The organism is Cellulosimicrobium sp. So1_17 (assembly GCF_055181235.1).
Map to the genome: position 1 here is coordinate 527,661 of NZ_CM143702.1, position 22,505 is coordinate 550,165.

Genomic DNA, 22,505 nt, shown 5'->3' on the forward strand with positions numbered 1-22,505 from the left:
CGAGCGTCAGGCCCGGATCTCCAGGACGCGGTTGAACGGCGTCTCGGCGACGGACGCGAACCGGCCGAAGCCCGCCGCGGTCGCGACGTCCCGGATGCGGGCCGGCCCGGCCTGCGTGCCGAGCGCGAGCCCGACGTCCTGCGACAGCGACGCCGGCGTGCACAGCAGCGTGGAGAAGCCGTAGTAGGCGCGACCGACGGGGTTGAGGTTGTCCTCCACGTGGTCCCCGGCCATCGGCTCGACGACCATCCAGGTGCCGTCCGGGGCCAGCGCGCGCCGGACCTGCTCGGCCGCCCCGACGGGGTCGCCCATGTCGTGCAGGCAGTCGAACATCGTCACGAGATCGAAGCCCGTCCCCGGGAGCTCCTGGGCCGAGGCGACCTCGAACCGGATACGGTCGGAGACGCCCGCGTCCGCCGCCCGCTGCCGTGCGGTGGCGATCGACTCGGGGTGGTAGTCGGAGCCCACGAACCGCGACTCCGGGAACGCCTGGGCCATGAGCACGGTCGACGCACCGTGCCCGCAGCCCACGTCCGCGACGAGGGCGCCCGCCTGCAGCTTCTCGACGACCCCGTCCAGCGCGGGGAGCCACTCGTCGACGAGGTGCGCGTGGTAGCTGGGACGGAAGAACCGCTCGCAGCCGACGTGGACGTCGGTGACGTGCTCGTGCCACCCGTACCCCCCGCCGCTCCGGGCGGCGTCGAGCACGTGGTCGACGTCGTGCACCGTGCCCAGGGCGAGCTGGAAGAAGCCGGGCAGGAACGCCGGGCTGTCCTCGACCGTGAGCGCGACCGCCTGCTCGGGCGGGAGCGTGTAGCGGCCCGACGGCGGGTCGTACGTCAGGTAGTCGCCCGCGGCCTGGGCGTTGAGCCACTCCCGGGCGTACGGCTCGGCCGTCCCGGTGCGCTCGGCCAGCTCCGCCGGCGTCGTCGGCCCGTGGGCCGCGAGGTCCCGGTAGTAGCCGAGCTTGTCGCCGAGGACGACGAGCGCCGCGTTGAGGGTCGCGCCGACCTCGTCGACGGCGCGGAAGACGAACGCCATGAGGGCGTCCATGTCGAGGGCCGGGGGCGCCTCGGTCGGGGTGCTCATCGGATGCTCCTGTCGTGTCGGTGTCCCGGCGGGTGCCGGTACCGCGAACGTAGGCGTCTGCCCGCACCGCCCGCGTCAGGTGGCCCCCCTGGTCGTCCGGCGCCAGGGGCCTCGTCCCGCCGGGCCCGCGGGCGGCTCCCTAGACTTGTGGACGTGGTGCTCCTCGGCAGGGCCGCCGAGCAGGAGACGGTCTCCCGCCTCCTCGCCTCCGCGCGTCTCGGCCGCGGTGGCGCGCTGGTCGTCACGGGGGAGCCGGGGATCGGCAAGACCGCGCTCCTGGCCGACGCCGTCGCGACCTCCGTCGGCGGCGACGGGGTCACGCGGGTGCTCGAGGTGACGCCTGCGGAGGTGGAGCGGGACCTGCCGTTCGCGGCGCTCCACGCGCTGCTGCTGCCCGCCCTGCCGCTGCTCGACGACATCCCCGGCCCGCAGGCCGTCGAGCTGGGGGCAGCGCTCAGCCTCCGTCCCGGCGACGGGAGGGACCGGTTCGCCATCGGCGCAGCGACCCTGAGCCTGCTCAGCCGGTATGCCGAGGACGGCCCGGTCGTCGTCGTCCTGGACGACGTGCACTGGGCGGACCGGCCGTCGGTCGACGCGCTGGCCTTCGCCGCGCGCCGCGTGCGCGACGACCCCGTCGCGGTGCTCGTCGCGGGACGCAGCGGCGAGCTCCCCGAGCCCGTGCGCGACCTGCCCGCGCTCGACCTCGCCGGCATCGCACCGGACGCCGCCGCGCGGCTGCTCTCCGCGGCGTTCCCGTCCGGGCCGTCGCGCGCGCTCGACGAGCTCTACCGGGAGACCGGCGGGAACCCCCTCGCCCTGCTCGAGCTCGCGGCCGAACCGCTGGACGACCCGACCGCGGGCGACGCCGCGGCGGGGTTCCCGCACACCCTCCCCGAGCGGCTCCAGAGGTCCTTCGCGCGGCGGCTGGACGCCCTGTCGACGGCCGACCGGACCGTCGCGCTCGTGGCGGCGCTCGCCGGGGGCGACCTCCGGCTCACCCGGGCCGCGTGCCGTCGGCTCGACCTCGACCCCACCGGTCTGGACGGTGCCGCGAGGGCGGGCCTGCTCACGGTCGAGGGCGAGCGCATCACGTTCCGCCACCCGCTGCTGCGCTCGGTGGTCTACGGGGCCGCCGACCAGGAGGTGCGCCGCCGGGTGCACGGCAGCCTCGCCGCCGAGCTCGCGTCCGTGGACGCCGACCGGCACGCGTGGCACCTGGCCGCCGCCACGACCCGGCTCGACGAGGACGTCGCGACCCTCCTCGAGGAGCTCGGCGACAGGGCGGCGGCACGGACGGCGTTCACCGTCGCGTCGACCGCCCTCGAGCGCGCCGCCCGGCTGAGCCCGACGACCGGTGCGGCGCGGACGCGGCTCGTCGCGTCCGCACGCGCTGCCGCGTCAGGGGGCCTTCCCGACCGGGCGCTGGCGCTCCTGGACGAGGCCGAACCGCCGAGCGGTCCTCTCACCGCGCACGGAGCGGAGCTGCGCGCCACCCTCGCGATGCGCTCGGGCTCGGCGCGCGTCGGCCTCGACCTGCTCGAGCGGGCGGCCGACCTCGCCACCGTCGACGACCGAGTCCTGCTCCTCGCGGAGGCGAGCCGGGCGTGCATGTACCTCGTCGACACGGTCGCCCTGCGTCGCGTCGAGGCACGGCTGGTCGCGTCCCTGCCCGACACGACGGATCCCGTGGCCCGGGCCGTCGGGCTGGCGTCGTCCGGGGCGTCGGGCGTCCTCCTCGGTCGGGACAGCACGTCGCGACTCCGTGCCGCCGTCGCGCTGCTGGCCGAGCACGTCGACCCCCTCGCGCACCCCGCCGCGCTGCCCTGGCTCATGCTGGCGCCGCTGTTCCTGCGCGACGCCGTCGACGGCGCGCCGCTGCGCGCCCTGGTGGACCAGGTCCGCACGCGCGTGGGCGTGGGCGTGCTGCCCGACGTGCTCTTCCACGTGGCCCGGGACCAGGCGACGTCGAACGCGTGGGAGCGGGCGGCGGCCAACTACGACGAGGCCGCACGACTGGCCCGGGAGACCGGCCAGGGCGGGGAGCTCGCCATGGCGCTCGCAGGACTCACCTGGCTCGAGTCGCGCGCCGGGCGGAGCGCGGCGTGCCGGCAGCACGCGGCGGACGCGTCGGCGCTCTGCCGTGAGCGGTCGATGCTCTTCGGCGAGATCTGGTGCGAGCTCGCGCTCGGCGACCTCGCGCTGTCGGAGGGCAGGCCGGACGAGGCGGCGGACCGGCTCACGGTGCTCGCCGCGCGGCTCGAGGAGCTGGGTGTGGGCGACCCCGACCTGCACCCCGGGCCGGAGCTGGTCGACGCCCTGGGACGGACGGGTAGGACCGCGGCGGCCCGGGCTGTCGCCGCACGGTTCGCGGCCTCCGCCACGGCCAGCGGGCGACCCTGGACGCGCGCTCGCGCCGACCGGGCGCTCGGGCTCGTCGCCGCCGAGGACGAGTTCGAGGCGCACTTCGCGTCGGCCCTCGCCCGTAACGCGCGGACCCGGGACGTCTTCGAGCGCGCCCGGACGCAGCTCGCCTACGGGATGCGGCTGCGCCGGGCCGGGCGTCGCGTCGACGCCCGGCCGCTCCTGCGGGACGCGCTGGGCACGTTCGACGCCCTCGGGGCGGTCGTCTGGGCGGCCAGCACGCGGGTCGAGCTCGAGGCGACCGGCGAGAGGGTCGCCGCACGGGAGGGGGTGGGACCCGGGGCACTCACCCCCCAGGAGCTGCAGGTCTGCCTGCTCCTCACGGAGGGACGGACGACGCGCGAGGCGGCGGCGGCCCTGTTCCTCAGCCCCAAGACGATCGAGTACCACCTGCGCAAGGTGTACACGCGGCTCGGCATCCACTCCCGGGAGGAGCTCGCCGACGTGCTCCGGGGAGCGGACCCGCCGACCGCATAGTCTGTGCCGGTGGACGGACCAGAGCCCCGAGCCCCCCGCAGGCCCGCACGCCAGGACGCGCCCGGGCGCACCAAGGGCTGGGTGATCGGTCGCGTCTCGGGCGCCCCCGTCATCCTCACGCCGTCGTGGTTCCTGGCCGCCGCGATCCTCACCGTGCTGTTCGCGCCGACGGTCGAGAACCTCGCGCCCCACCTCGGCGGCGAGCGGTTCCTCGTGTCCTTCGCGTTCGTCCTGCTGCTGTTCGGGTCGGTCTTCCTGCACGAGGTCGCGCACGCGCTCGTCGCCCGCGCCCGGGGCCAGCACGTGACCGAGCTCGCGGTGACGCTGTGGGGCGGGCACACCGCGTACTCCGGGACGTCGGCCCGTCCGCTCGACGGGTTCCTCATCTCGGTCGTCGGACCGCTGACGAACCTCGCGCTCGCGGTCGTGTTCTGGCTCACCTTCCAGGCGATGGACGTCTTCTCCGTCCCCGCCCTGCTGCTGTACGCGGGCGCGTTCTCCAACGCGTTCGTCGGGTTCTTCAACCTCCTGCCCGGGCTCCCGCTCGACGGCGGGCAGATCCTGGAGTCCGCCGTGTGGGCGGCGACCGGCTCGCGGACCACGGGCACCGTCGCCGCGGGCTGGGTCGGCCGCGCCGTCGCCGTGGGCGTCGTCGCGTGGGCGCTGCTGTGGCCGCTGTCGGTCGGCCGGCAGCCCTCCCTCTGGACCGTCGCGTGGGCGGCCCTCATCGGCGCCTTCCTCTGGTCCGGCGCGGGGCAGGCGATCGCGGCCGGGCGGACGCGCGAGGCGGTCTCGGGCCTGTCGGTGCGGGGCCTCGCGCGGCCTGCCGTCCCGGTGGGCTCGACCGCCTCGGTCGCGGCGGCCGGTCGTGCCGTGGCGCTCGCGGGCGGCCCGCACGTGCTGGCCGTCCTCGTCGACGACGGTGGCCGGTCCGTCGGGTACGTCGACCCGGCCGCGGCCGCCGCGGTCCCGCCCGACGCCGCCGAGACGACGCCCGTCGGCGCGGTCGCCGTGCCGCTGCCGCCCGGCGCCGCCGTCGACGCCGGCCTCGCCGGGCAGGAGATGCTCGCCGCGCTCGCCCGCGCGGGGCGGCAGGCGGCCGTCGTCCCCGTGACCGACGGCGGCCGCGTCGTCGGGGTGCTCGAGGTCGCCCGGGTCGTCGCCGCGCTGCGCGACGCACGACGCCGCTAACCTGTCCGCCACGGTTCGTGCGGCTCGCGCAGGGCCGAGCTCGCCGGGCCGCGCAGGCGGCCCCGTAGGATGGTCGCCCGTGACCGACGAGCCCACCGCAACCCCGCCCGGCCAGCCCTCCGCCCCCGAGACCGCGGACGGCCCAGCGCGCCCCGGCACGACGGGTGCCGACCAGCGGCGTGGCCCGCTGCGCGTGGGGGACAAGGTGCAGCTCACGGACCCCCGGGGCCGTCTGCACACGATCACGCTCGCGCCGGGAGCCACGTTCCACACGCACAAGGGCTACCTCCGGCACGACGACCTCATCGGAGCCCCTGAGGGCTCTGTCGTCCGCAACACCGCGGAGATCGAGTACCTCGCGCTGCGCCCGCTGCTGTCCGACTACGTGCTCTCCATGCCGCGCGGCGCCGCGGTGGTCTACCCCAAGGACGCCGGGCAGATCGTCGCGATGGCCGACGTCTTCCCCGGTGCGCGCGTGATCGAGGCGGGCGTGGGCTCCGGCGCGCTGACCATGTCGCTCCTGCGCGCCGTCGGCGACGCGGGCGACCTCCACTCGATCGAGCGCCGCGAGGACTTCGCGGCGATCGCGCGCGGCAACGTCGAGAACTTCTTCGGTGGCGAGCACCCCGCGTGGACGCTCTCCGTGGGTGACCTCGCCGACGTCCTGCCGACCGTCGCCCCCGACGGCACGGTGGACCGCGTGGTGCTCGACATGCTCGCCCCGTGGGAGAACCTCGACGTCGTGGCGCGCGCCCTCGTGCCCGGCGGCGTGCTCGTCTGCTACGTCGCGACCACCACGCAGCTGTCCCGGCTCGCCGAGGACCTGCGTTCCGACGGCCGCTACGCCGAGCCGGTCGCGTGGGAGTCGATGGTCCGGGGCTGGCACCTCGAAGGGCTCGCGGTGCGCCCGCAGCACCGCATGATCGGGCACACCGGCTTCCTCCTCACCGCGCGGCGTCTCGCCGACGGCGTCGCGCCGCCGGAGCGCAGGCGCCGGCCCGCGAAGGGCGCGTACCCGACCGACGCGGAGCAGTGGTCGCCCGAGGAGCTCGGTGAGCGACCCGTGTCGGAGAAGAAGATCCGCCGGGTGCGGCGCGACGTCGGGCAGGCACCCGGGGCGGACGCCTCGGAGGCCGCCACGGAGACCACGTCGGGGGCCGTGTCGGAGGCCGCGACGGGCGTCGTCCGGGAGGCCCCGGACGACGTGTCGGGCGCGTGACGTTCCGGTAACGATCGGCACCGCGTCGTCTCACGGTGGGTGTCGTCCGTGTACGCGGACCAGAATTGTGCCTAAGGTCTAGAACCCGATCGCCGGTGGTGGCCGACCACGGCAGGTCGCGGCTCACGCCGCGGGCCTCCCGGCCGCCGTGCGGCGACCGGGGGAGCCGCCGGCGAGAGGGGAACACCCGATGAGCGAGACATTCGGCCGCAGCGACGAGAGCGCGCCCAGCGGCGCGCGAGAGCTCGCACTGCTCTCCGCGAAGAACGAGAGGCTCGCCGAGGCGTTGCGCGCCGCGCGGGACCAGATCCTCGACCTCAAGCGCCAGATCGACGACCTGGCCAAGCCCCCGGGCACCTACGCCGTGTTCCTCGCGGCGCACGCGGACGGCTCCGTCGACGTGTCCGCGTCCGGTCGCAAGATGCACGTGGGCGCGAGCCCGAGCCTCGACGTCGAACGCCTGCGCCCCGGCCAGGAGGTCAAGCTCAACGAGGCCATGACGGTCGTCGCCGCCGGCGGCTACGAGCGCACCGGTGAGATCGTCACGGTCAAGGAGATCCTCGACGCCGACCGCGCGCTCGTCGTCGGGCGTGCCGACGAGGAACGCGTCGTGCGCCTCGCGGGGTCCGTCGCGCACACGGCGCTGCGTGTCGGCGACTCCCTGACGATCGACACGCGCTCGGGCTTCGTGTTCGAGGTCATCCCGAAGTCCGAGGTCGAGGAGCTCGTGCTGGAGGAGGTGCCGGACATCCGGTACGAGGACATCGGAGGCCTCGGGCCGCAGATCGAGCAGATCCGCGACGCCGTCGAGCTGCCGTTCACGCACCCCGACCTGTTCCGCGAGCACGGTCTGCGCCCGCCGAAGGGCGTCCTGCTCTACGGTCCGCCCGGCTGCGGCAAGACGCTCATCGCCAAGGCCGTCGCGAACTCGCTCGCCCACACCGTCGCGCGCTCACGCGGCGAGGACGTCGAGCCCGGCACGGCGAAGAGCTTCTTCCTCAACGTCAAGGGACCCGAGCTCCTCAACAAGTACGTCGGCGAGACCGAGCGGCACATCCGGCTGATCTTCGCCCGGGCGCGCGAGAAGGCGTCCCAGGGCACACCCGTGGTCGTGTTCTTCGACGAGATGGAGTCGCTCTTCCGCACGCGCGGCACGGGCCTCTCGTCGGACGTCGAGACGACGATCGTGCCCCAGCTCCTGTCCGAGATCGACGGCGTCGAGCGCCTCGACAACGTCATCGTCATCGGCGCCTCGAACCGCGAGGACATGATCGACCCGGCGATCCTGCGGCCCGGACGCCTCGACGTGAAGATCAAGATCGAGCGGCCCGACGCCGAGGGCGCGAAGGAGATCTTCGCGAAGTACCTCACCGACGACCTGCCGATCCACGCGGCGGACCTCGCCGAGCACGGCGGTGACGAGCGCGAGGTGCTCGACGCGATGATCCGCTCCGTCGTCGAGCGCATGTACTCCGAGGACGAGGAGAACCAGTTCCTCGAGGTCACCTACGCGAGCGGCGACAAGGAGATCCTCTACTTCAAGGACTTCAACTCCGGCGCGATGATCCAGAACGTCGTCGACCGCGCGAAGAAGTCCGCGATCAAGGACCTCCTCGCGACCGGGCAGCGCGGCATCCGCGTCGACCACCTCCTCTCGGCGTGCGTCGACGAGTTCAAGGAGAACGAGGACCTGCCGAACACCACGAACCCCGACGACTGGGCGCGCATCAGCGGCAAGAAGGGCGAGCGCATCGTCTTCATCCGCACGATCGTCCAGAAGAAGGGCGAGGGCGGCTCCCCGCGCACCATCGACACCGTCACGAACACCGGCCAGTACCTGTAGGACGTCGCGGGTTCGCGGTTCGCGGGGTGCGCCGGGACGTGGCACTCCGGGGCGGCCGTGCCGGGTCTACCATCCGCGGTGCTCGTTCCTCGCACCGCTCCCGCCAGACCCACCACGACCCGGCACGGCCGCCCCTCCGGCCACGCCCCGGCGCCGTCGCGTACCGACGTCACCACGCGCGGTGGTGACCGGCCGGCTGGCACGGGGCCGGTCGACTGCGGCGCGCCGTCGGACGAGCGGGCGGCGGCGTCTGGCGAGGCCCGCCCTGGTGAGCCGACGGACGAGCGGGTGGGGCGACGTCGGATGCGAAGGGCGTCAAGGCCGCGCTCCCAAGACGGACAGCCGGACGACCGTGGTGACGGCGCGGCCAGCCCGAGCACCGACGGCGCCCCACCCGCGGACCCGGGCGCCACGATGGCCGCGACCAGGCCGAGCACCGGCGACGCGCCACCCCCGGACCCGGGCGCCACGATGCGCGGCCGGCCCGAGCACCGACGGCGCGCCACCCATGGACACGGGCGACGCGTCGTCGCAGGTGCGGCTTAGGGTGGGCGCGTGAGCGTTCGACGGGTCATGGGGATCGAGACCGAGTACGGCGTGCTGCAGCCGGGCCAGCCCCTGGCGAACCCGATGCTCATGTCGAGCCAGGTCGTCACGACGTACCGGGCGCTCGCCGCGCGCAGCGACGGCGCGCGGGGCCGGGCGCGGTGGGACTACGACGACGAGGACCCGCTGCAGGACGCGCGGGGGTTCCACGTGCCGCGCGCGTCGGCGCACCCGTCCTTGCTCACGGACGACCCGGCCGCGCCGGCGCCGTCGGGGCCGGTCGCGGGGGACGGGGTCGACGAGACGGACGCCTCGTTCCAGGAGGTCGCGCGGCCCACGACGGAGGAGTACGACGACCCGAGCGCGGCGAACGTCATCCTGACGAACGGCGCGCGGCTGTACGTGGACCACGCGCACCCGGAGTACTCGTCGCCCGAGGTCACGGTGCCGCACGACGTGGTCTGCTGGGACGTCGCGGGGGAGCGCGTGATGCTGGCGGCGTCGCGCGAGCTGGCGAACGCGCCGGGTGCCCCGGTCGTGCTCTACAAGAACAACGTCGACGGCAAGGGCGCGAGCTACGGCACGCACGAGAACTACCTCGTGGACCGCGCGGTGCCGTTCGGCGTGATCGTCGAGGTCCTCACGCCGTTCCTCGTCACGCGACAGGTGTTCGCCGGGTCGGGGCGGGTGGGGCTCGGTCCCACGGGCGACGGGGACGGGTTCCAGGTCTCGCAGCGCGCGGACTACGTCGAGGCCGAGGTGGGGCTGGAGACGACGCTGCGGCGCCCGATCGTCAACACGCGCGACGAGCCGCACGCGGACCGGCAGCGGTGGCGGCGGCTGCACCTCATCGTCGGCGACGCGAACCTCTTCGAGACGGCGACGTACCTCAAGACGGGCACGACGTCGCTCGTCCTGTTCGTCGTCGAGCATCTCGAGGAGCTCGGCACCGCGGTGCGTTCCCGCCTCGCGGGCCTGCGGCTCGCCGACCCGGTGGGCGACGTGCAGCGTGTGAGCCGCGACCTCGACCTGACGCAGGGGCTGCGGCTCGCGGACGGCCGGACGCTCACCGCGCTGGAGATCCAGCGCGAGTACCTCGAGGTCGCCGCGGAGGCTTCGCGCCGGTTCGCGGGCGAGCGCGGCCTCGACGACCCGACGAGCGACGTCCTGGAGCGCTGGGGGTCCGTCCTGACGCGCCTCGCGACCGACCGGGAGTCGTGCGCGCGCGACGTCGAGTGGGTCGCGAAGCTCCGTCTGCTCGACCGGCTGCGCGAGCGCGACGGTCTCGACTGGGGCCACTCGCGGCTCGCGGCGCTGGACCTGCAGTGGTCCGACGTGCGGCCGGAGCGCGGGATCTACCACCGGCTGCTCGCGGCCGGTGCGGTCGACCGGGTCGTCACGGAGCGCGAGGTGGGAGCGGCGGTGCACCACGCGCCGGAGGACACGCGCGCGTACTTCCGCGGCGAGGTCATGGCGCGGTTCGGGGACCAGGTGTCGGCGGCGAGCTGGGACTCGGTGATCTTCGACGTTCCGGGTTCGCCGTCGCTGCAGCGCGTCCCGATGATGGATCCGCTGCGGGGGAGCCGCGCCCACATCGGCGCGCTGCTCGACGCGAGCCCCGACGCGGCGTCCCTCCTGGCGGGTCTCGCGGCACCGGGGTGACGGTCAGGAACTAGGCTGGACGCACGACGGCGCCCCGCACGGGGCGTCGCGTGCGAGCAGGAACCGTCCGCGGCCGAGGTCGCGGACGGGTCGGACGACGAGCGCCGGTCACGACCGGCGGACGAGGAGGCCACCATGGCGGGTACGGAGCGCACCCACGCGTCGCACGAGGAGCGTCGTCCGGACGACGAGCCGGACGCCCCGGAGGTCCCCACCGCGCCGCAGGCGCAGTCGCGCGACGCCGAGGTGGACGCCCTCCTGGAGGAGATCGACGAGGTCCTGGAGACGAACGCGGAGTCCTTCGTCCGGGGCTTCGTGCAGAAGGGCGGCGAGTAGGAAGGGTGGCCGACCGCTGATGAGCACCCACCGGTCCGACCGCCTGCCCGGGCGGCTCCCCGACACGTTCACGACCCCCGGGTCGTCGTCGTTCCTCGACTTCCTCTCCGGTCACGCCCCGGACCTGCTGCCGTCGCACCGCGCGGCGTCGCACGCGGGTTCCGGCGCGGCACCCGCGGCGCCGCACGCCACGACGATCGTGGCGTGCACGTTCGGGGCCGACGGCGCGGGCGGCGTCGTGATGGCCGGTGACCGGCGCGCGACGATGGGCTCGATGATCGCGCACCGAGAGATCGAGAAGGTCTTCCCGGCGGACGAGTTCTCCGCCGTCGGCATCGCCGGCACGGCGGGCCTCGCGGTCGAGCTCGTGCGCCTGTTCCAGCTCGAGCTCGAGCACTACGAGAAGATCGAGGGCACGCTGCTGTCGCTCGACGGCAAGGCGAACCGGCTCTCGACGATGATCCGGCAGAACCTCGGCATGGCGATGCAGGGCCTCGCCGTGGTGCCGCTGTTCGCGGGCTTCGACCTCGACCGCGGGCAGGGCCGGATCTTCTCCTACGACGTCACGGGCGGGCGCTACGAGGAGCGCGACCACCACAGCGTCGGCTCCGGATCGGTGTTCGCGCGCGGCGCGCTCAAGAAGCTGTGGCGGCCGGGCCTGGACCGGGACGCGGTCGTGCGCGTCGCCGTCGAGTCGCTGTACGACGCCGCGGACGACGACTCCGCGACGGGCGGCCCCGACACGGTCCGGCGGATCTGGCCGGTCGTCGCCGTGGTGACGGGGGCCGGCTACGCGCGGGTCCCGGAGACCGAGCTCGAGGCTGTCGTCGAGGAGATCGTGGCCGAGCGTCGCGGGCTCGCCGGTGGCGGTCGTGGCGCGGCCGAGCAGGGAGGTGACCTCGCATGACGATGCCGTTCTACGTCTCGCCCGAGCAGCTCATGAAGGACCGGGCGGACTTCGCGCGCAAGGGCATCGCCCGGGGTCGCTCCGTCGTCGTGCTCGCGTACGAGGACGGGATCGCGTTCGCGACGGAGAACCCGTCGCGCGCGCTGCACAAGATCTCGGAGATCTACGACCGGATCGCGTTCGCGGCGGTCGGCAAGTACAACGAGTTCGAGAACCTGCGGGTCGCGGGTGTGCGGTACGCCGACCTGCGCGGCTACTCCTACGACCGGACGGACGTCAACGCGCGGGGTCTGGCGAACGCGTACGCCCAGACGCTCGGCACGGTGTTCACCACGGAGTCCAAGCCGCTCGAGGTCGAGCTCGTCGTCGCGGAGGTGGGGCCGACGTCCGCGCAGGACCAGATCTACCGCCTCTCGTACGACGGCTCCGTGGCCGACGAGCAGGGTCACGTCGTCATGGGCGGGCAGTCGGAGCAGCTGGGTCGCATCCTCGACGACGCGTGGCAGCCCGGGCTGTCGCTCGGCGAGGTGCTGCGGCTCGCGGTGCGGGCCCTGGGCTCGGGCGGCGAGGGCGAGCCGGTGCGCGAGATCGCGGCGAACCAGCTCGAGGTCGCGGTGCTCGACCGCACCCGACCGCGCCGCGCGTTCCGCCGCCTGTCCGGGACGGTGCTCGACGGCCTGCTGCAGGCGCCGCCCGGCGAGCCCCCGGCGACGGGCGACGACGCCGAACCCGCGCCCGGCGCGACGAGCGAGGGGTAGGACGGCATGGACCGCAGGATCTTCGGGCTCGAGACCGAGTACGGCGTGACGTGCGCGTCGGACGACGGTCGCGGGCTGTCCGCCGACGAGGTCGCGCGCTACCTGTTCCGCAAGGTCGTGGCGTGGGGGCGCTCGTCGAACGTGTTCCTGCGCAACGGCTCGCGCCTGTACCTCGACGTGGGCAGCCACCCGGAGTACGCGACCGCGGAGTGCGACGACGTGCGCCAGCTCGTCGCCTACGACCGCGGCGGGGAGCGGATCCTCGAGGGCCTCGTCGCCGACGCGCAGCAGCGCCTCGAGCACGAGGGGCTGCCCGGTCGCATCCACCTGTTCAAGAACAACACGGACTCGGCGGGCAACTCCTACGGGTGCCACGAGAACTACCTCGTGCGCCGCCAGGGCGACTTCGCGCGGCTGTCGGACGTGCTCGTGCCGTTCCTCATCACGCGGCAGGTGCTCACCGGGGCCGGCAAGGTGCTCTCCACCCCGCGGGGCGCGGTCTACTGCCTGTCGCAGCGCGCCGACCACATCTGGGAGGCCGTGTCGAGCGCGACCACGCGCTCGCGGCCCATCATCAACACGCGCGACGAGCCGCATGCCGACGCGGAGAGCTACCGACGGCTGCACGTCATCGTGGGCGACTCGTCCATGGCGGAGACGACGACCATGCTCAAGGTCGGCACGACCGACCTCATCCTGCGCATGATCGAGGCCGGCGTGCCGATGCGGGACCTCGCGCTGGAGAACCCGATCCGCGCGATCCGCGAGATCAGCCACGACATGACGGGCAAGCAGCCCGTCCAGCTCGCGAGCGGGCGCACGGTCACGGCGATCGACCTGCAGGGCGAGTACCTGCAGCGCGTCAAGGAGTTCGTCGAGGCGGGAGTCTCCCCGACGCCGGTCGTCAAGCAGGTCCTCGACCTGTGGGAGCGCGGGCTGCGCGCGCTCGAGTCGGGCGACCTCTCGCTCGTCGACCGCGAGCTCGACTGGGTGATCAAGTACCGGCTCATCCAGCGCTACCAGGCCAAGCACGGCCTCGAGCTCGACGACCCGCGCATCGCCCGCCTCGACCTGGCCTACCACGACATCTCGCGCACCGAGGGCCTGTACAACCTCCTCGCGGCGCGCGGCATGGTCGAGCGCATCACGACCGACCTCGAGGTCTTCGAGTCGACCGCGGTCCCGCCGCAGACGACCCGCGCCAAGCTGCGCGGCGACTTCGTGCGCGCCGCACAGGAGGCCCGCCGCGACTACACGGTCGACTGGGTGCACCTCAAGCTCAACGACCAGGCGCAGCGCACGGTGCTGTGCAAGGACCCCTTCCGCAGCGTCGACGAGCGCGTGGAACGACTCATCGAGTCGATGTGACGTGCGGGGCGTGATGTGAGGACGGTGGTTCCGGCGGTCGTGCGGCCCTTCGCGGGGACGGCACGGCCGGTACGACGGCGCGTGCGCGGAGCGTTCGTGACCGGGCTGGTGGTCGCCGCCACCCTCCTGCTGGGGGCGTGCGAGGAGCCCGGGGACACGCCGTCGACGCCGGCGAACACCGCGCTCGAGGTGACCGGCTCCGCGGGGTCGCCCCCCACCCTCGAGTACACGCCCCCGCTCGACGTGCCGGAGGTGCGTTCCGAGGTGGTGTGGCCGGGGACCGGACGCGAGCTCGTGGACGGCGACCCGGTGCTCCTCAACCTCTACGCGCAGGACGCGCGGGACGCGACGGTGCTGCAGAACACCTACGCCGACGCGCCGCAGTGGCTCACGCTCGACGACTCCTCCGTGGGCAGCGAGCTGGCCGACGAGCTGCGCGGGCAGCGCGTCGGGGCGCGCCTGCTGCACGTCGAGGAGGACGACGGCGTCCCCGTCGTCCTCGTGGTCGACGTGCTGCCGACCCGGGCGGACGGGGAGGCCGTCGCGCCCGCGGCCGCCGAGGGCGTACCGACGGTGACGCTCGGCGAGGACGGTGCCCCGACGATCACGATCCCGCCGGACGCCGCCCCGCCGGGCGACCTCGGGATCCGGCCGCTGATCCGCGGCGACGGACGTCAGGTCGAGGCGGGCCAGGTCGTCACGGTCCGCTTCACGGGGGTGCGCTGGTCGGACGGCGAGGTGTTCGACACCTCGTGGGCGCCGGACGCGGCCCCGTCGTCCGTGATGATCGGCCTCGGCGAGGTGATCGAGGGCTGGGAGCAGGGGCTGCTCGAGCAGTCCGTGGGCAGCCAGGTCATGCTCGTCGTCCCGCCGGAGCTCGGCTACGAGGGCACCGCGAGCCCGCTCGCGGGCGAGACGCTCGTGTACGTCGTCGACATCCTCGACGCGCACTTCCCCGTGACTGCGGAGGAGGCGGCGGGCGGGGCCGATCCTGCCGCGCCCGACCAGACCGGCGAGGCGCCGACCGACCAAGGAGAGACCTCATGACCGTCGCGATCCGCGTGATCCCGTGCCTCGACGTCGACGCGGGACGCGTCGTCAAGGGCGTGAACTTCGAGAACCTGCGCGACGCGGGCGACCCCGTCGAGCTCGCGTCCCGCTACGACCGCGAGGGCGCGGACGAGGTGACGTTCCTCGACGTCTCGGCGTCCTCCGGCAACCGCGAGACGACGTACGACGTCGTGCGTCGCACCGCCGAGCAGGTGTTCGTGCCGCTCACCGTGGGCGGCGGCGTGCGTGCGGTCGACGACGTCGACCGGCTCCTGCGCGCGGGGGCCGACAAGGTCGGGGTGAACACGGCCGCGATCGCGCGCCCCGAGCTCATCGCCGAGATCGCCGACCGGTTCGGCAGCCAGGTGCTCGTGCTGTCGGTCGACGCGCGCCGCACCACCGGGGACGCGCGCACGGACTCGGGGTACGAGGTGACGACCCACGGCGGGCGACGCGGCACGGGCATCGACGCGGTCGGCTGGGCCGCGCGCGCGGCCGAGCTCGGGGCGGGCGAGATCCTGCTCAACTCGATGGACGCGGACGGGACGACGTCGGGCTTCGACCTCGAGATGTTCGCCGCGGTGCGGCGCGAGGTCCGCGTACCGCTCATCGCGAGCGGGGGAGCCGGTACCACCGAGCACTTCGCCGAGGCGGCGCGGGCGGGGGCGGACGCGGTCCTCGCCGCGAGCGTCTTCCACTTCGGCGCGCTCACCGTCGGGCAGGTGAAGGACGCGCTGCGCGACGCAGGCATCGAGGTGCGCTGAGCCGGGCACGCGCCGGATGACGGCGGGGTGCGGGCGTGCCGGAAGCGGCCGGACCGGCGCACCGGGCTCGGGCAGGACCGATTCCTCGTGAGAGGATCGTCGGATCCCGAACGAAAGACGAGGTACGTCCCGTGCCCGGCAGCACGACGCGCCCGAACGGTGCCGACGCCCAGCCCTCCGTCCCTGACTCCCTCCCCGCGGAACCGCGGGTCCGTCGCCCCCACGGCCTCACCGGGTCGCGCGTGCGCCGCTCGCTCGCCCTCATGGGCCGTGGCCTGCGCGACGAGCCGCGCACGTACGTCCTCGCGATCGGCTCGTCCGCGGTCTTCGGCGCGCTGACGGTCGGCGTGAGCGCCGCGATCGGCACCGTCACCGACGAGGTCGTCGTGCCGGCGCTCGCGGGTGACGAGGCCGCGCGGGACCGCATCTGGATCGCGGGCCTCGTGCTCGCGGGCATCGCCGTCTCCCTCGCGGCGAGCGTCGCCGCGCGGCGTATCTTCGCCGGGAACGGTTACGCGGCGCTCCAGGCCCGCCACCGCACGGCCGTGACGCGGCAGTACCTGCGGCTGCCCATGTCGTGGCACCGCGCGCACCCGGCCGGGCAGCTCCTGTCGAACGCGAGCTCCGACGTCGAGGCCGCGACCGGGGTCTTCAACCCGCTGCCCTTCGCGCTCGGCGTCGTCGTGATGATCGGGGTCGCCGCGGTCATGCTGTTCCGCGTCGACGTGTGGCTGGCGTGCGCCGCGCTCGTCGTCATCCCGGTGGCCGTCGCCGTCAACGTCGTCTTCCAGCGCTACATGTCGCCCGCGATCACCCGCGCCCAGCAGCTGCGCGCGGAAGTGGCCGACGTCGCGCACGAGAGCTTCGAGGCGGCCCTGCTCGTCACGTCGCTCGGCACCGCGGACCGGGAGGAGCGCCGCTTCGCGGAGCGCACCGACGCCCTGCGCGGCGCGAACGTCCGCGTGGGCGTCGTGCGGGCCTTCTTCGACCCGGTCATCGAGCTGCTGCCGTCCCTCGGCACGCTCCTCGTGCTCGGGGTGGGCACCGTGCGCCTCGCGGCGGGCGGCGTCCAGGCGGGCGAGATCGTCACGGCGGCGTACCTCCTGACCATCATGGCCGTCCCGGTGCGCGCCTTCGGCTGGGTCCTCGGCGAGCTGCCGCGCGGCCTCGTCGGGTACGAGCGCATCAGCCGCGTCGTCGACGCCGGGACGGGGCTCGTCCCGGGCGCGCGGACCCTCGCCGGCGCGGGCGGTGTCCGGGTGCGGTTCGAGGACGTGGGCGTCGACGTCCGCCCCGGCGGCCGTCCGGTCACGCTGCTCGACGGGATCGACCTCGACCTCGCGCCCGGCAGCACGGTCGCGGTCGTGGGCTCGACGGGCGCGGGCAAGACGACCCTCGTGTCCCTCCTCGCGCGCCTGTCCGACCCCACGCGGGGCCGGGTCACGCTCGACGGCACCGACGTGCGCGAGGTCCGGCAGTCCGACCTCACCGCGCAGGTCGCGCTCGTCGCGCAGCAGGCGTTCGTGTTCGAGGACACCGTGCGCTCGAACGTCACCCTCGCCGACGAGGGCACCGGTCCCGACGACGACCAGGTCTGGGACGCGCTGCGGCTCGCGCGCGTCGACGACGTGATCGAGCGGCTGCCCGGCGGGCTCGACGCCCCCCTCGGCGAGCGGGGCGCGAACCTCTCCGGCGGACAGCGCCAGCGGCTCGCCATCGCCCGCGCCCTCGTCCGGCGCCCGCGTCTGCTCGTGCTCGACGACGCCACGTCAGCCGTCGACCCGCGCGTCGAGCAGCAGATCCTCGCCGGGCTGCGGGACGAGGGCCGGGACCGGCCGACGGTCGTCATGGTCGCGTACCGCATGGCGAGCGTGGCGCTCGCGGACGTCGTCGTGCACGTCGGGTCGGGTCGCGTGGTCGACGTCGGGACGCACGAGGAGCTGCTCGCGCGCGACCCCGGGTACCGCGAGCTCGCGACCGCCTACGCGCGCGAGGCGGAACGGCGCGCCGCGGACGAGCAGGACGCCGCGGACGACGAGATCCGTCGGCACGAGGAGCAGGCCGCCGACGAGACGGCCGAGCCCTCGACGGGGGACCCGGACCGGCGCGAGGGCTGGCGTGAGGACGAGGCGGACGACGTCGTGCGTCGGACCGAGGCAGGGGCGCTGGAGGAATGACGACCACGACGGCCCAGGACCCGGGCACGACCACGCGCGCGACCGCCGACTCGCGCATCGCCTCGGCGAGCTCGCTCGGCGTGCTCGCGACGCTGCGCCGCGGCGTCCAGGTCTCGCCGCAGATCCTCGACGGGCTCTGGATCACCCTCGGCCTCGCGGTCGCGGCGGCGCTCGGCCGCGTCGTCGTGCCCGTGACCGTCCAGCAGACGATCGACACCGGGATCCTCGCCGACGGCGGGCCCGACACGGCACGCGTCGGGATGCTCGTCGGCGCGGCCGCGGCGGTGCTCGTGGTCGCGGGCCTGTGCTCGGCGCTCGTCAACGTCCGGCTCTTCCGGTCGACGGAGGCAGGGCTCGCGCACCTGCGCGTGCGCGCCTTCCGCCACGTCCACGACCTGTCGGTCCTCACGCAGAACACCGAGCGCCGCGGTTCGCTCGTCTCCCGCGTGACGAGCGACGTCGACACCATCTCGCTGTTCGTGCAGTGGGGCGGCATCATGCTGCTCGTCTCCGTGCTGCAGATCGGCGTCGCGACGGTGCTCATGGCGATCTACTCGTGGCAGCTCACGCTCGTCGTGTGGGCCTGCTTCGTGCCCCTCTTCCTCGTGCTGCGTCCCGCGCAGCGGCGCGTCAACGACGCCTACACGACCGTGCGGGCGCGCGTCGGCGCGATGCTCGGCGCGATCTCCGAGTCCGTGGTCGGCGCCGAGACCATCCGGGCCTACGGCGCGGGCGCGCGCACCGCGCGGCGGATCGACTCCGCCGTCGACGGCACGCGCCGGGCGATGGTCCGCGCGCAGAAGCTCGTCGCGGTGGTCTTCTCCAGCGGCGTCCTCGTCGCGAACCTCGTCCTGGCCGTCGTCGTGGTCGTCGGGTCGCTCCTGGGCGTCGCGGGCGACATCTCCGTGGGCCGGCTCCTCGCGTTCCTCTTCCTCGTCCAGCTCTTCACGGGGCCGGTCCAGATGGCGACCGAGATCCTCAACGAGCTGCAGAACGCCGTGGCGGGCTGGCGGCGCGTGCTCGCGGTCCTGGAGACCCCGGTCGAGGTCGTCGACCCGGGCGAGGACGGCGTCACGAGTCCGCGCGGACCGGCGCACGTGCGTCTCGAGGGCGTGCGGTTCGCGTACCCCGACGGCCCGGAGGTGCTGCACGGGGTCGACCTCGACCTGCCGGCCCGCGCCTCGGTCGCGGTGGTCGGCGCGACCGGGTCGGGCAAGACGACGATCGCGAAGCTCGTCACGCGGCTCATGGACCCCACCGCCGGCCGGGTGCTGCTCGACGGGGTCGACCTGCGCGAGCTCCGCACCGCGAGCCTCCGCGAGCGCGTCGTGCTCGTCCCGCAGGAGGGCTTCCTCTTCGACGGCACGCTCGCCGACAACGTGGCCTACGGCCTGCGGGGCGACGTGGGCGACCCCGCGGCGGGCACGCCGGAGCGCGGACAGATCGAGGCGGCGGTCGAACGGCTCGGTCTCGCCGACTGGGTCGCGGACCTGCCCGACGGCCTCGACACCGAGGTCGGCCAGCGCGGGGAGTCGTTGTCGGCGGGGGAGCGTCAGCTCGTCGCGCTCCTGCGCGCGTACCTCGCGGAGGCCGACCTGCTCGTCCTCGACGAGGCGACGTCCGCCGTCGACCCGGCGACCGAGGTGCGGATCGCGCGCGCCCTCGCGTCGCTCACGGCGGGGCGGTCGACGCTCACGATCGCGCACCGCCTGTCCACGGCCGAGGCCGCCGACCTCGTCGTCGTGGTCGACGCCGGGCACGTCGTCGAGCTCGGGCACCACGACGAGCTCGTGCGCGCCGGCGGCGTCTACGCGCACATGCACGACGCGTGGGTCTCGCAGACGCGGTGACCGGTCCCACGTCCGTCCGGGGCGAGACACGCGGCCCGGCGAGGCGCGGCGTCTGGCAGGATTCTCGGGTGCCCGACGACACGCGCCCGCCCGCGCCGACCACCTCCCTCGACCCCGACGTCGCGGCGCGCCTCAAGCGCGACGACGCCGGCCTGGTCGCCGCGATCGTCCAGCAGCACGACACCGGCGAGGTGCTCATGCTCGGCTGGATGGACGACGAGGCGCTGCACCGCACGCTCACGAGCGGACGCGTGACGTTCTGGAGCCGATCGCGGCAGGAGTACTGGCGCAAGGGCGACACGTCCGGGCACGTGCAGGTCGTGCGCTCCGTCGCGCTCGACTGCGACGGCGACGCGCTGCTCGTGCGGGTCCACCAGGTCGGCGCCGCGTGCCACACGGGCACCCGCACGTGCTTCGAGGCCGGGGGAGACCTCGGCGCGGTCGTCGGGGAGCTCCCCGACGCGGTCGCCGGGACCGCCCCCGCCGCTGCAGGACGCACGACCGACCCCGCGACCGATCCCGAGGAGGAGAACCAGTGAACGCGACCGCGCAGGCCGAGCCCACCACCGTCCCAGCAGGCGGACCGGCGTGGGGCGAGACCTGGCCGGTCGCCGCAGGTTTCCGCGCCCTCGCGTCGACGCGCCGCGTCGTGCCGGTGGTCCGCCGCCTCCTGGCCGACGACGTCACTCCCGTCGGGCTGTACCGCACCCTCGCGCAGGGCCGACCGGGCACGTTCGTGCTCGAGTCCGCCGAGTCCGACGGCACGTGGGGGCGCTGGTCGTTCGTCGGCGCCGCGTCGCGCGCGACCCTGACGTCGCGCGACGGCCGCGCCGTGTGGTCCGGGGACGTGCCTGTCGGCATCCCGACCGAGGGCGACGTCGTCGAGGTCCTCGACGCGACGCTCGAGGCGCTGCGCACGCCGCCCGTCGACGGCCTCCCGCCGCTCACCGGGGGCCTCGCGGGCGCAATCGGCTGGGACGTCATCCGGCACTGGGAGCCCACGCTGCCCGCCGCGGCGCCCGACGAGCTCGGGGTGCCCGAGCTGACGCTGTGCCTCGCGACGGACGTCGCCGCGGTCGACCACCGCGAGGGCAGCGTGTGGCTCGTCGCGAACGCGATCAACTTCGACGACACCGACGAGCGCGTCGACGAGGCCTACGCGGACGCCGTCGCGCGGCTCGACGCGATGCAGGCGCGGCTCGTCGCCGGCGGCTCGCACGTCGTGTCGGTCGGTGCCGACGTGCCCGAGCCCCAGCTCGAGTTCCGCTCGACGCGCGAGGAGTTCGAGGCGTCGGTCGTCGCGGGCAAGGACGCGATCCGGGAGGGCGAGGTCTTCCAGGTCGTGCTCTCCCAGCGCCTCGACCTCGACTGCCCCGCGGAGCCGCTCGACGTGTACCGCGCGCTGCGGACCATCAACCCCAGCCCGTACATGTACTACTTCCAGCTCACCGACCCCGACGGGCGGGAGTTCGCCGTCGTCGGGTCGAGCCCGGAGACGCTCGTCAAGGTGACCGCCGGCCGGGTCGTGACGTTCCCCATCGCGGGGTCGCGACCCCGGGGCGCAACGCCCGAGGAGGACGTGGCGCTCGGCGAGGAGCTCCTCGAGGACCCGAAGGAGCGCGCCGAGCACATCATGCTCGTCGACCTGTCGCGCAACGACCTCGTCAAGGTGTGCGAGCCGACGTCCGTCGAGGTCGTGGAGTTCATGGCGACCAAGCGGTTCAGCCACATCATGCACCTGTGCTCGACCGTCGTGGGCACCCTGCGCGACGGCGCGACGGCGCTCGACGCGTTCCGCGCGACGTTCCCGGCCGGCACGCTCTCGGGCGCGCCCAAGCCGCGCGCGATCGCGCTGATCGACGAGCTCGAGCCCGCGCGCCGCGGGATCTACGGCGGCACGGCCGGCTACTTCGACTTCGCGGGCGACATGGACATGGCGATCGCGATCCGTACCGCGCTCATCCGCGACGGGCGCGCGAGCGTCCAGGCCGGCGGCGGGATCGTGGCCGACTCGGTCCCGGCGCTGGAGTACGCGGAGTCGCGGAACAAGGCCGCGGCCGCCGTCCGGGCCGTCCAGGTCGCCGCACGGCTGCGGGGCCTGCGATGAGTACTGACGCCACGTCGGGCGCGCGGAGGCCGTCGCGTCGTGCGGCGATCTGGCTGCTCCTGCTGCTCGGGGGCGCGACGCTCGCCGCGTCCGCCGTCACGTGGTCGACCACGACGGGGGCGACCGCGCTCGACCCCGTCGTGGAGGTCTCGGTGAGCGGGACCACCGCGGCCCCCGGCGTCGGCGCCGCCGCGCTCGTCCTCGTGGCCGCCGGGCTCGCGCTCGGGCTGGTCGGCCGCGTCGGGCGGTGGGTCGTGCTCGCCGTCGCGGCGGCCAGCGGCGCGGTCACCACCGCCGCGGCGCTCGGCGTCGCGCTCGACCCCGAGCCGAGCGCGCGCTCCGCCGTCGCCGAGGCGACCGGGGTCACCGAGCTCACGTCGGCCGTCTCGCTCACACCGGCGCCGTGGGTCGCGGCCGCGCTCGGCGTGCTGACCGTCCTGGCGGTGGCGTGGGTCGCCATCGGCTCGCGCGGTTGGCAGCAGGCCTCGACGCGGCACGAGCGCGACGCCTCCGCGACCGGCGGCCCGGCGCGAGACGACGCCGGGGGCGCGACCGTGGGCCCGACGGCGGCGCGCCCGGGCACGGGCACCCACGACCCGGCGCGGACCCCGCGGGACGACCTCACCGACCACGACGCCTGGGACGCGCTGTCCCGGGGCGAGGACCCCACCGACCGCTGACCCCCAGAACCCGTCCCCACGACCCGGCCGAGGGCCCGCCGCACCGCGCGGCGCCGAGGA

General features: G+C 74.7%; 17 protein-coding genes. 16 read left to right on the top strand and 1 reads right to left on the bottom strand.

Going from position 1 to position 22,505, the window contains the following annotated elements:
- Window positions 1–6: 6 nt before the first annotated feature.
- On the bottom strand, window positions 7–1,089 hold the full coding sequence (locus ACZCLJ_RS02355; RefSeq protein WP_251151182.1) for a class I SAM-dependent methyltransferase: 1,083 nt from the start codon (window positions 1,087–1,089) through the stop codon (window positions 7–9).
- 153 nt (window positions 1,090–1,242) lie between these two features.
- On the opposite strand from ACZCLJ_RS02355, the gene ACZCLJ_RS02360 reads away from it, so the two are divergent.
- The 16 genes from ACZCLJ_RS02360 to ACZCLJ_RS02435 all read left to right on the top strand — a co-directional run bounded on the left by ACZCLJ_RS02360 (window position 1,243) and on the right by ACZCLJ_RS02435 (window position 22,445).
- Window positions 1,243–3,987: an ATP-binding protein gene (locus tag ACZCLJ_RS02360; protein WP_463105335.1), complete on the top strand. Its 2,745-nt coding sequence runs from the start codon at window positions 1,243–1,245 to the stop codon at window positions 3,985–3,987.
- Window positions 3,988–3,996: 9 nt separating this feature from the next.
- Window positions 3,997–5,178, top strand: a complete 1,182-nt coding sequence (locus ACZCLJ_RS02365) for a site-2 protease family protein (RefSeq protein WP_463105336.1) — start codon at window positions 3,997–3,999, stop codon at window positions 5,176–5,178.
- 187 nt (window positions 5,179–5,365) lie between these two features.
- Window positions 5,366–6,397 (top strand): tRNA (adenine-N1)-methyltransferase, encoded by a 1,032-nt coding sequence (locus tag ACZCLJ_RS02370; RefSeq protein WP_463106338.1) that lies wholly within the window; start codon window positions 5,366–5,368, stop codon window positions 6,395–6,397.
- Between the two features lie 190 nt (window positions 6,398–6,587).
- Window positions 6,588–8,240 (top strand): proteasome ATPase, encoded by a 1,653-nt coding sequence (arc, locus tag ACZCLJ_RS02375; protein WP_251151179.1) that lies wholly within the window; start codon window positions 6,588–6,590, stop codon window positions 8,238–8,240.
- Window positions 8,241–8,813: 573 nt separating this feature from the next.
- Window positions 8,814–10,448: a depupylase/deamidase Dop gene (gene dop, locus ACZCLJ_RS02380; protein WP_463106339.1), complete on the top strand. Its 1,635-nt coding sequence runs from the start codon at window positions 8,814–8,816 to the stop codon at window positions 10,446–10,448.
- A gap of 135 nt (window positions 10,449–10,583) precedes the next feature.
- Complete coding sequence (locus tag ACZCLJ_RS02385; RefSeq protein ID WP_251151178.1) at window positions 10,584–10,784, top strand: ubiquitin-like protein Pup; 201 nt, start codon at window positions 10,584–10,586, stop codon at window positions 10,782–10,784.
- Window positions 10,785–10,803: 19 nt separating this feature from the next.
- Window positions 10,804–11,691 carry a proteasome subunit beta gene (prcB, locus tag ACZCLJ_RS02390; protein ID WP_251151177.1) on the top strand — a complete coding sequence of 296 codons (888 nt, stop codon included), beginning with the start codon at window positions 10,804–10,806 and terminating at the stop codon, window positions 11,689–11,691.
- The gene (gene prcA / locus ACZCLJ_RS02395) at window positions 11,688–12,449 is read left to right on the top strand and encodes a proteasome subunit alpha (protein WP_251151176.1); all 762 of its coding nucleotides are present in this window, start codon (window positions 11,688–11,690) and stop codon (window positions 12,447–12,449) included. The genes prcB and prcA overlap by 4 nt, the downstream gene beginning before the upstream one ends.
- A 6-nt stretch (window positions 12,450–12,455) precedes the next feature.
- Entirely contained in the window at window positions 12,456–13,817 is a 1,362-nt protein-coding gene (pafA, locus tag ACZCLJ_RS02400; protein ID WP_251151175.1) for a Pup--protein ligase, read from the top strand.
- 96 nt (window positions 13,818–13,913) lie between these two features.
- Window positions 13,914–14,864 carry an FKBP-type peptidyl-prolyl cis-trans isomerase gene (locus ACZCLJ_RS02405; RefSeq protein ID WP_463105337.1) on the top strand — a complete coding sequence of 317 codons (951 nt, stop codon included), beginning with the start codon at window positions 13,914–13,916 and terminating at the stop codon, window positions 14,862–14,864.
- A complete protein-coding gene (hisF, locus tag ACZCLJ_RS02410) occupies window positions 14,861–15,631 on the top strand; it encodes an imidazole glycerol phosphate synthase subunit HisF (protein ID WP_463105338.1) in 771 nt (256 codons plus the stop codon). Before ACZCLJ_RS02405 ends, hisF begins: the two co-directional genes overlap by 4 nt.
- A 263-nt stretch (window positions 15,632–15,894) precedes the next feature.
- Entirely contained in the window at window positions 15,895–17,808 is a 1,914-nt protein-coding gene (locus ACZCLJ_RS02415) for an ABC transporter ATP-binding protein (protein ID WP_251151261.1), read from the top strand.
- Window positions 17,805–19,658, top strand: coding sequence for an ABC transporter ATP-binding protein (locus ACZCLJ_RS02420; protein ID WP_251151172.1), 1,854 nt, complete (start codon window positions 17,805–17,807; stop codon window positions 19,656–19,658). The genes ACZCLJ_RS02415 and ACZCLJ_RS02420 overlap by 4 nt, the downstream gene beginning before the upstream one ends.
- A gap of 68 nt (window positions 19,659–19,726) precedes the next feature.
- Window positions 19,727–20,197, top strand: coding sequence for a phosphoribosyl-AMP cyclohydrolase (gene hisI, locus ACZCLJ_RS02425; protein ID WP_251151171.1), 471 nt, complete (start codon window positions 19,727–19,729; stop codon window positions 20,195–20,197).
- Window positions 20,194–21,765 (top strand): anthranilate synthase component I, encoded by a 1,572-nt coding sequence (locus ACZCLJ_RS02430; RefSeq protein WP_463105339.1) that lies wholly within the window; start codon window positions 20,194–20,196, stop codon window positions 21,763–21,765. The genes hisI and ACZCLJ_RS02430 overlap by 4 nt, the downstream gene beginning before the upstream one ends.
- Window positions 21,762–22,445 (top strand): Trp biosynthesis-associated membrane protein, encoded by a 684-nt coding sequence (locus ACZCLJ_RS02435; protein ID WP_463105340.1) that lies wholly within the window; start codon window positions 21,762–21,764, stop codon window positions 22,443–22,445. The genes ACZCLJ_RS02430 and ACZCLJ_RS02435 overlap by 4 nt, the downstream gene beginning before the upstream one ends.
- Window positions 22,446–22,505 lie beyond the last annotated feature (60 nt).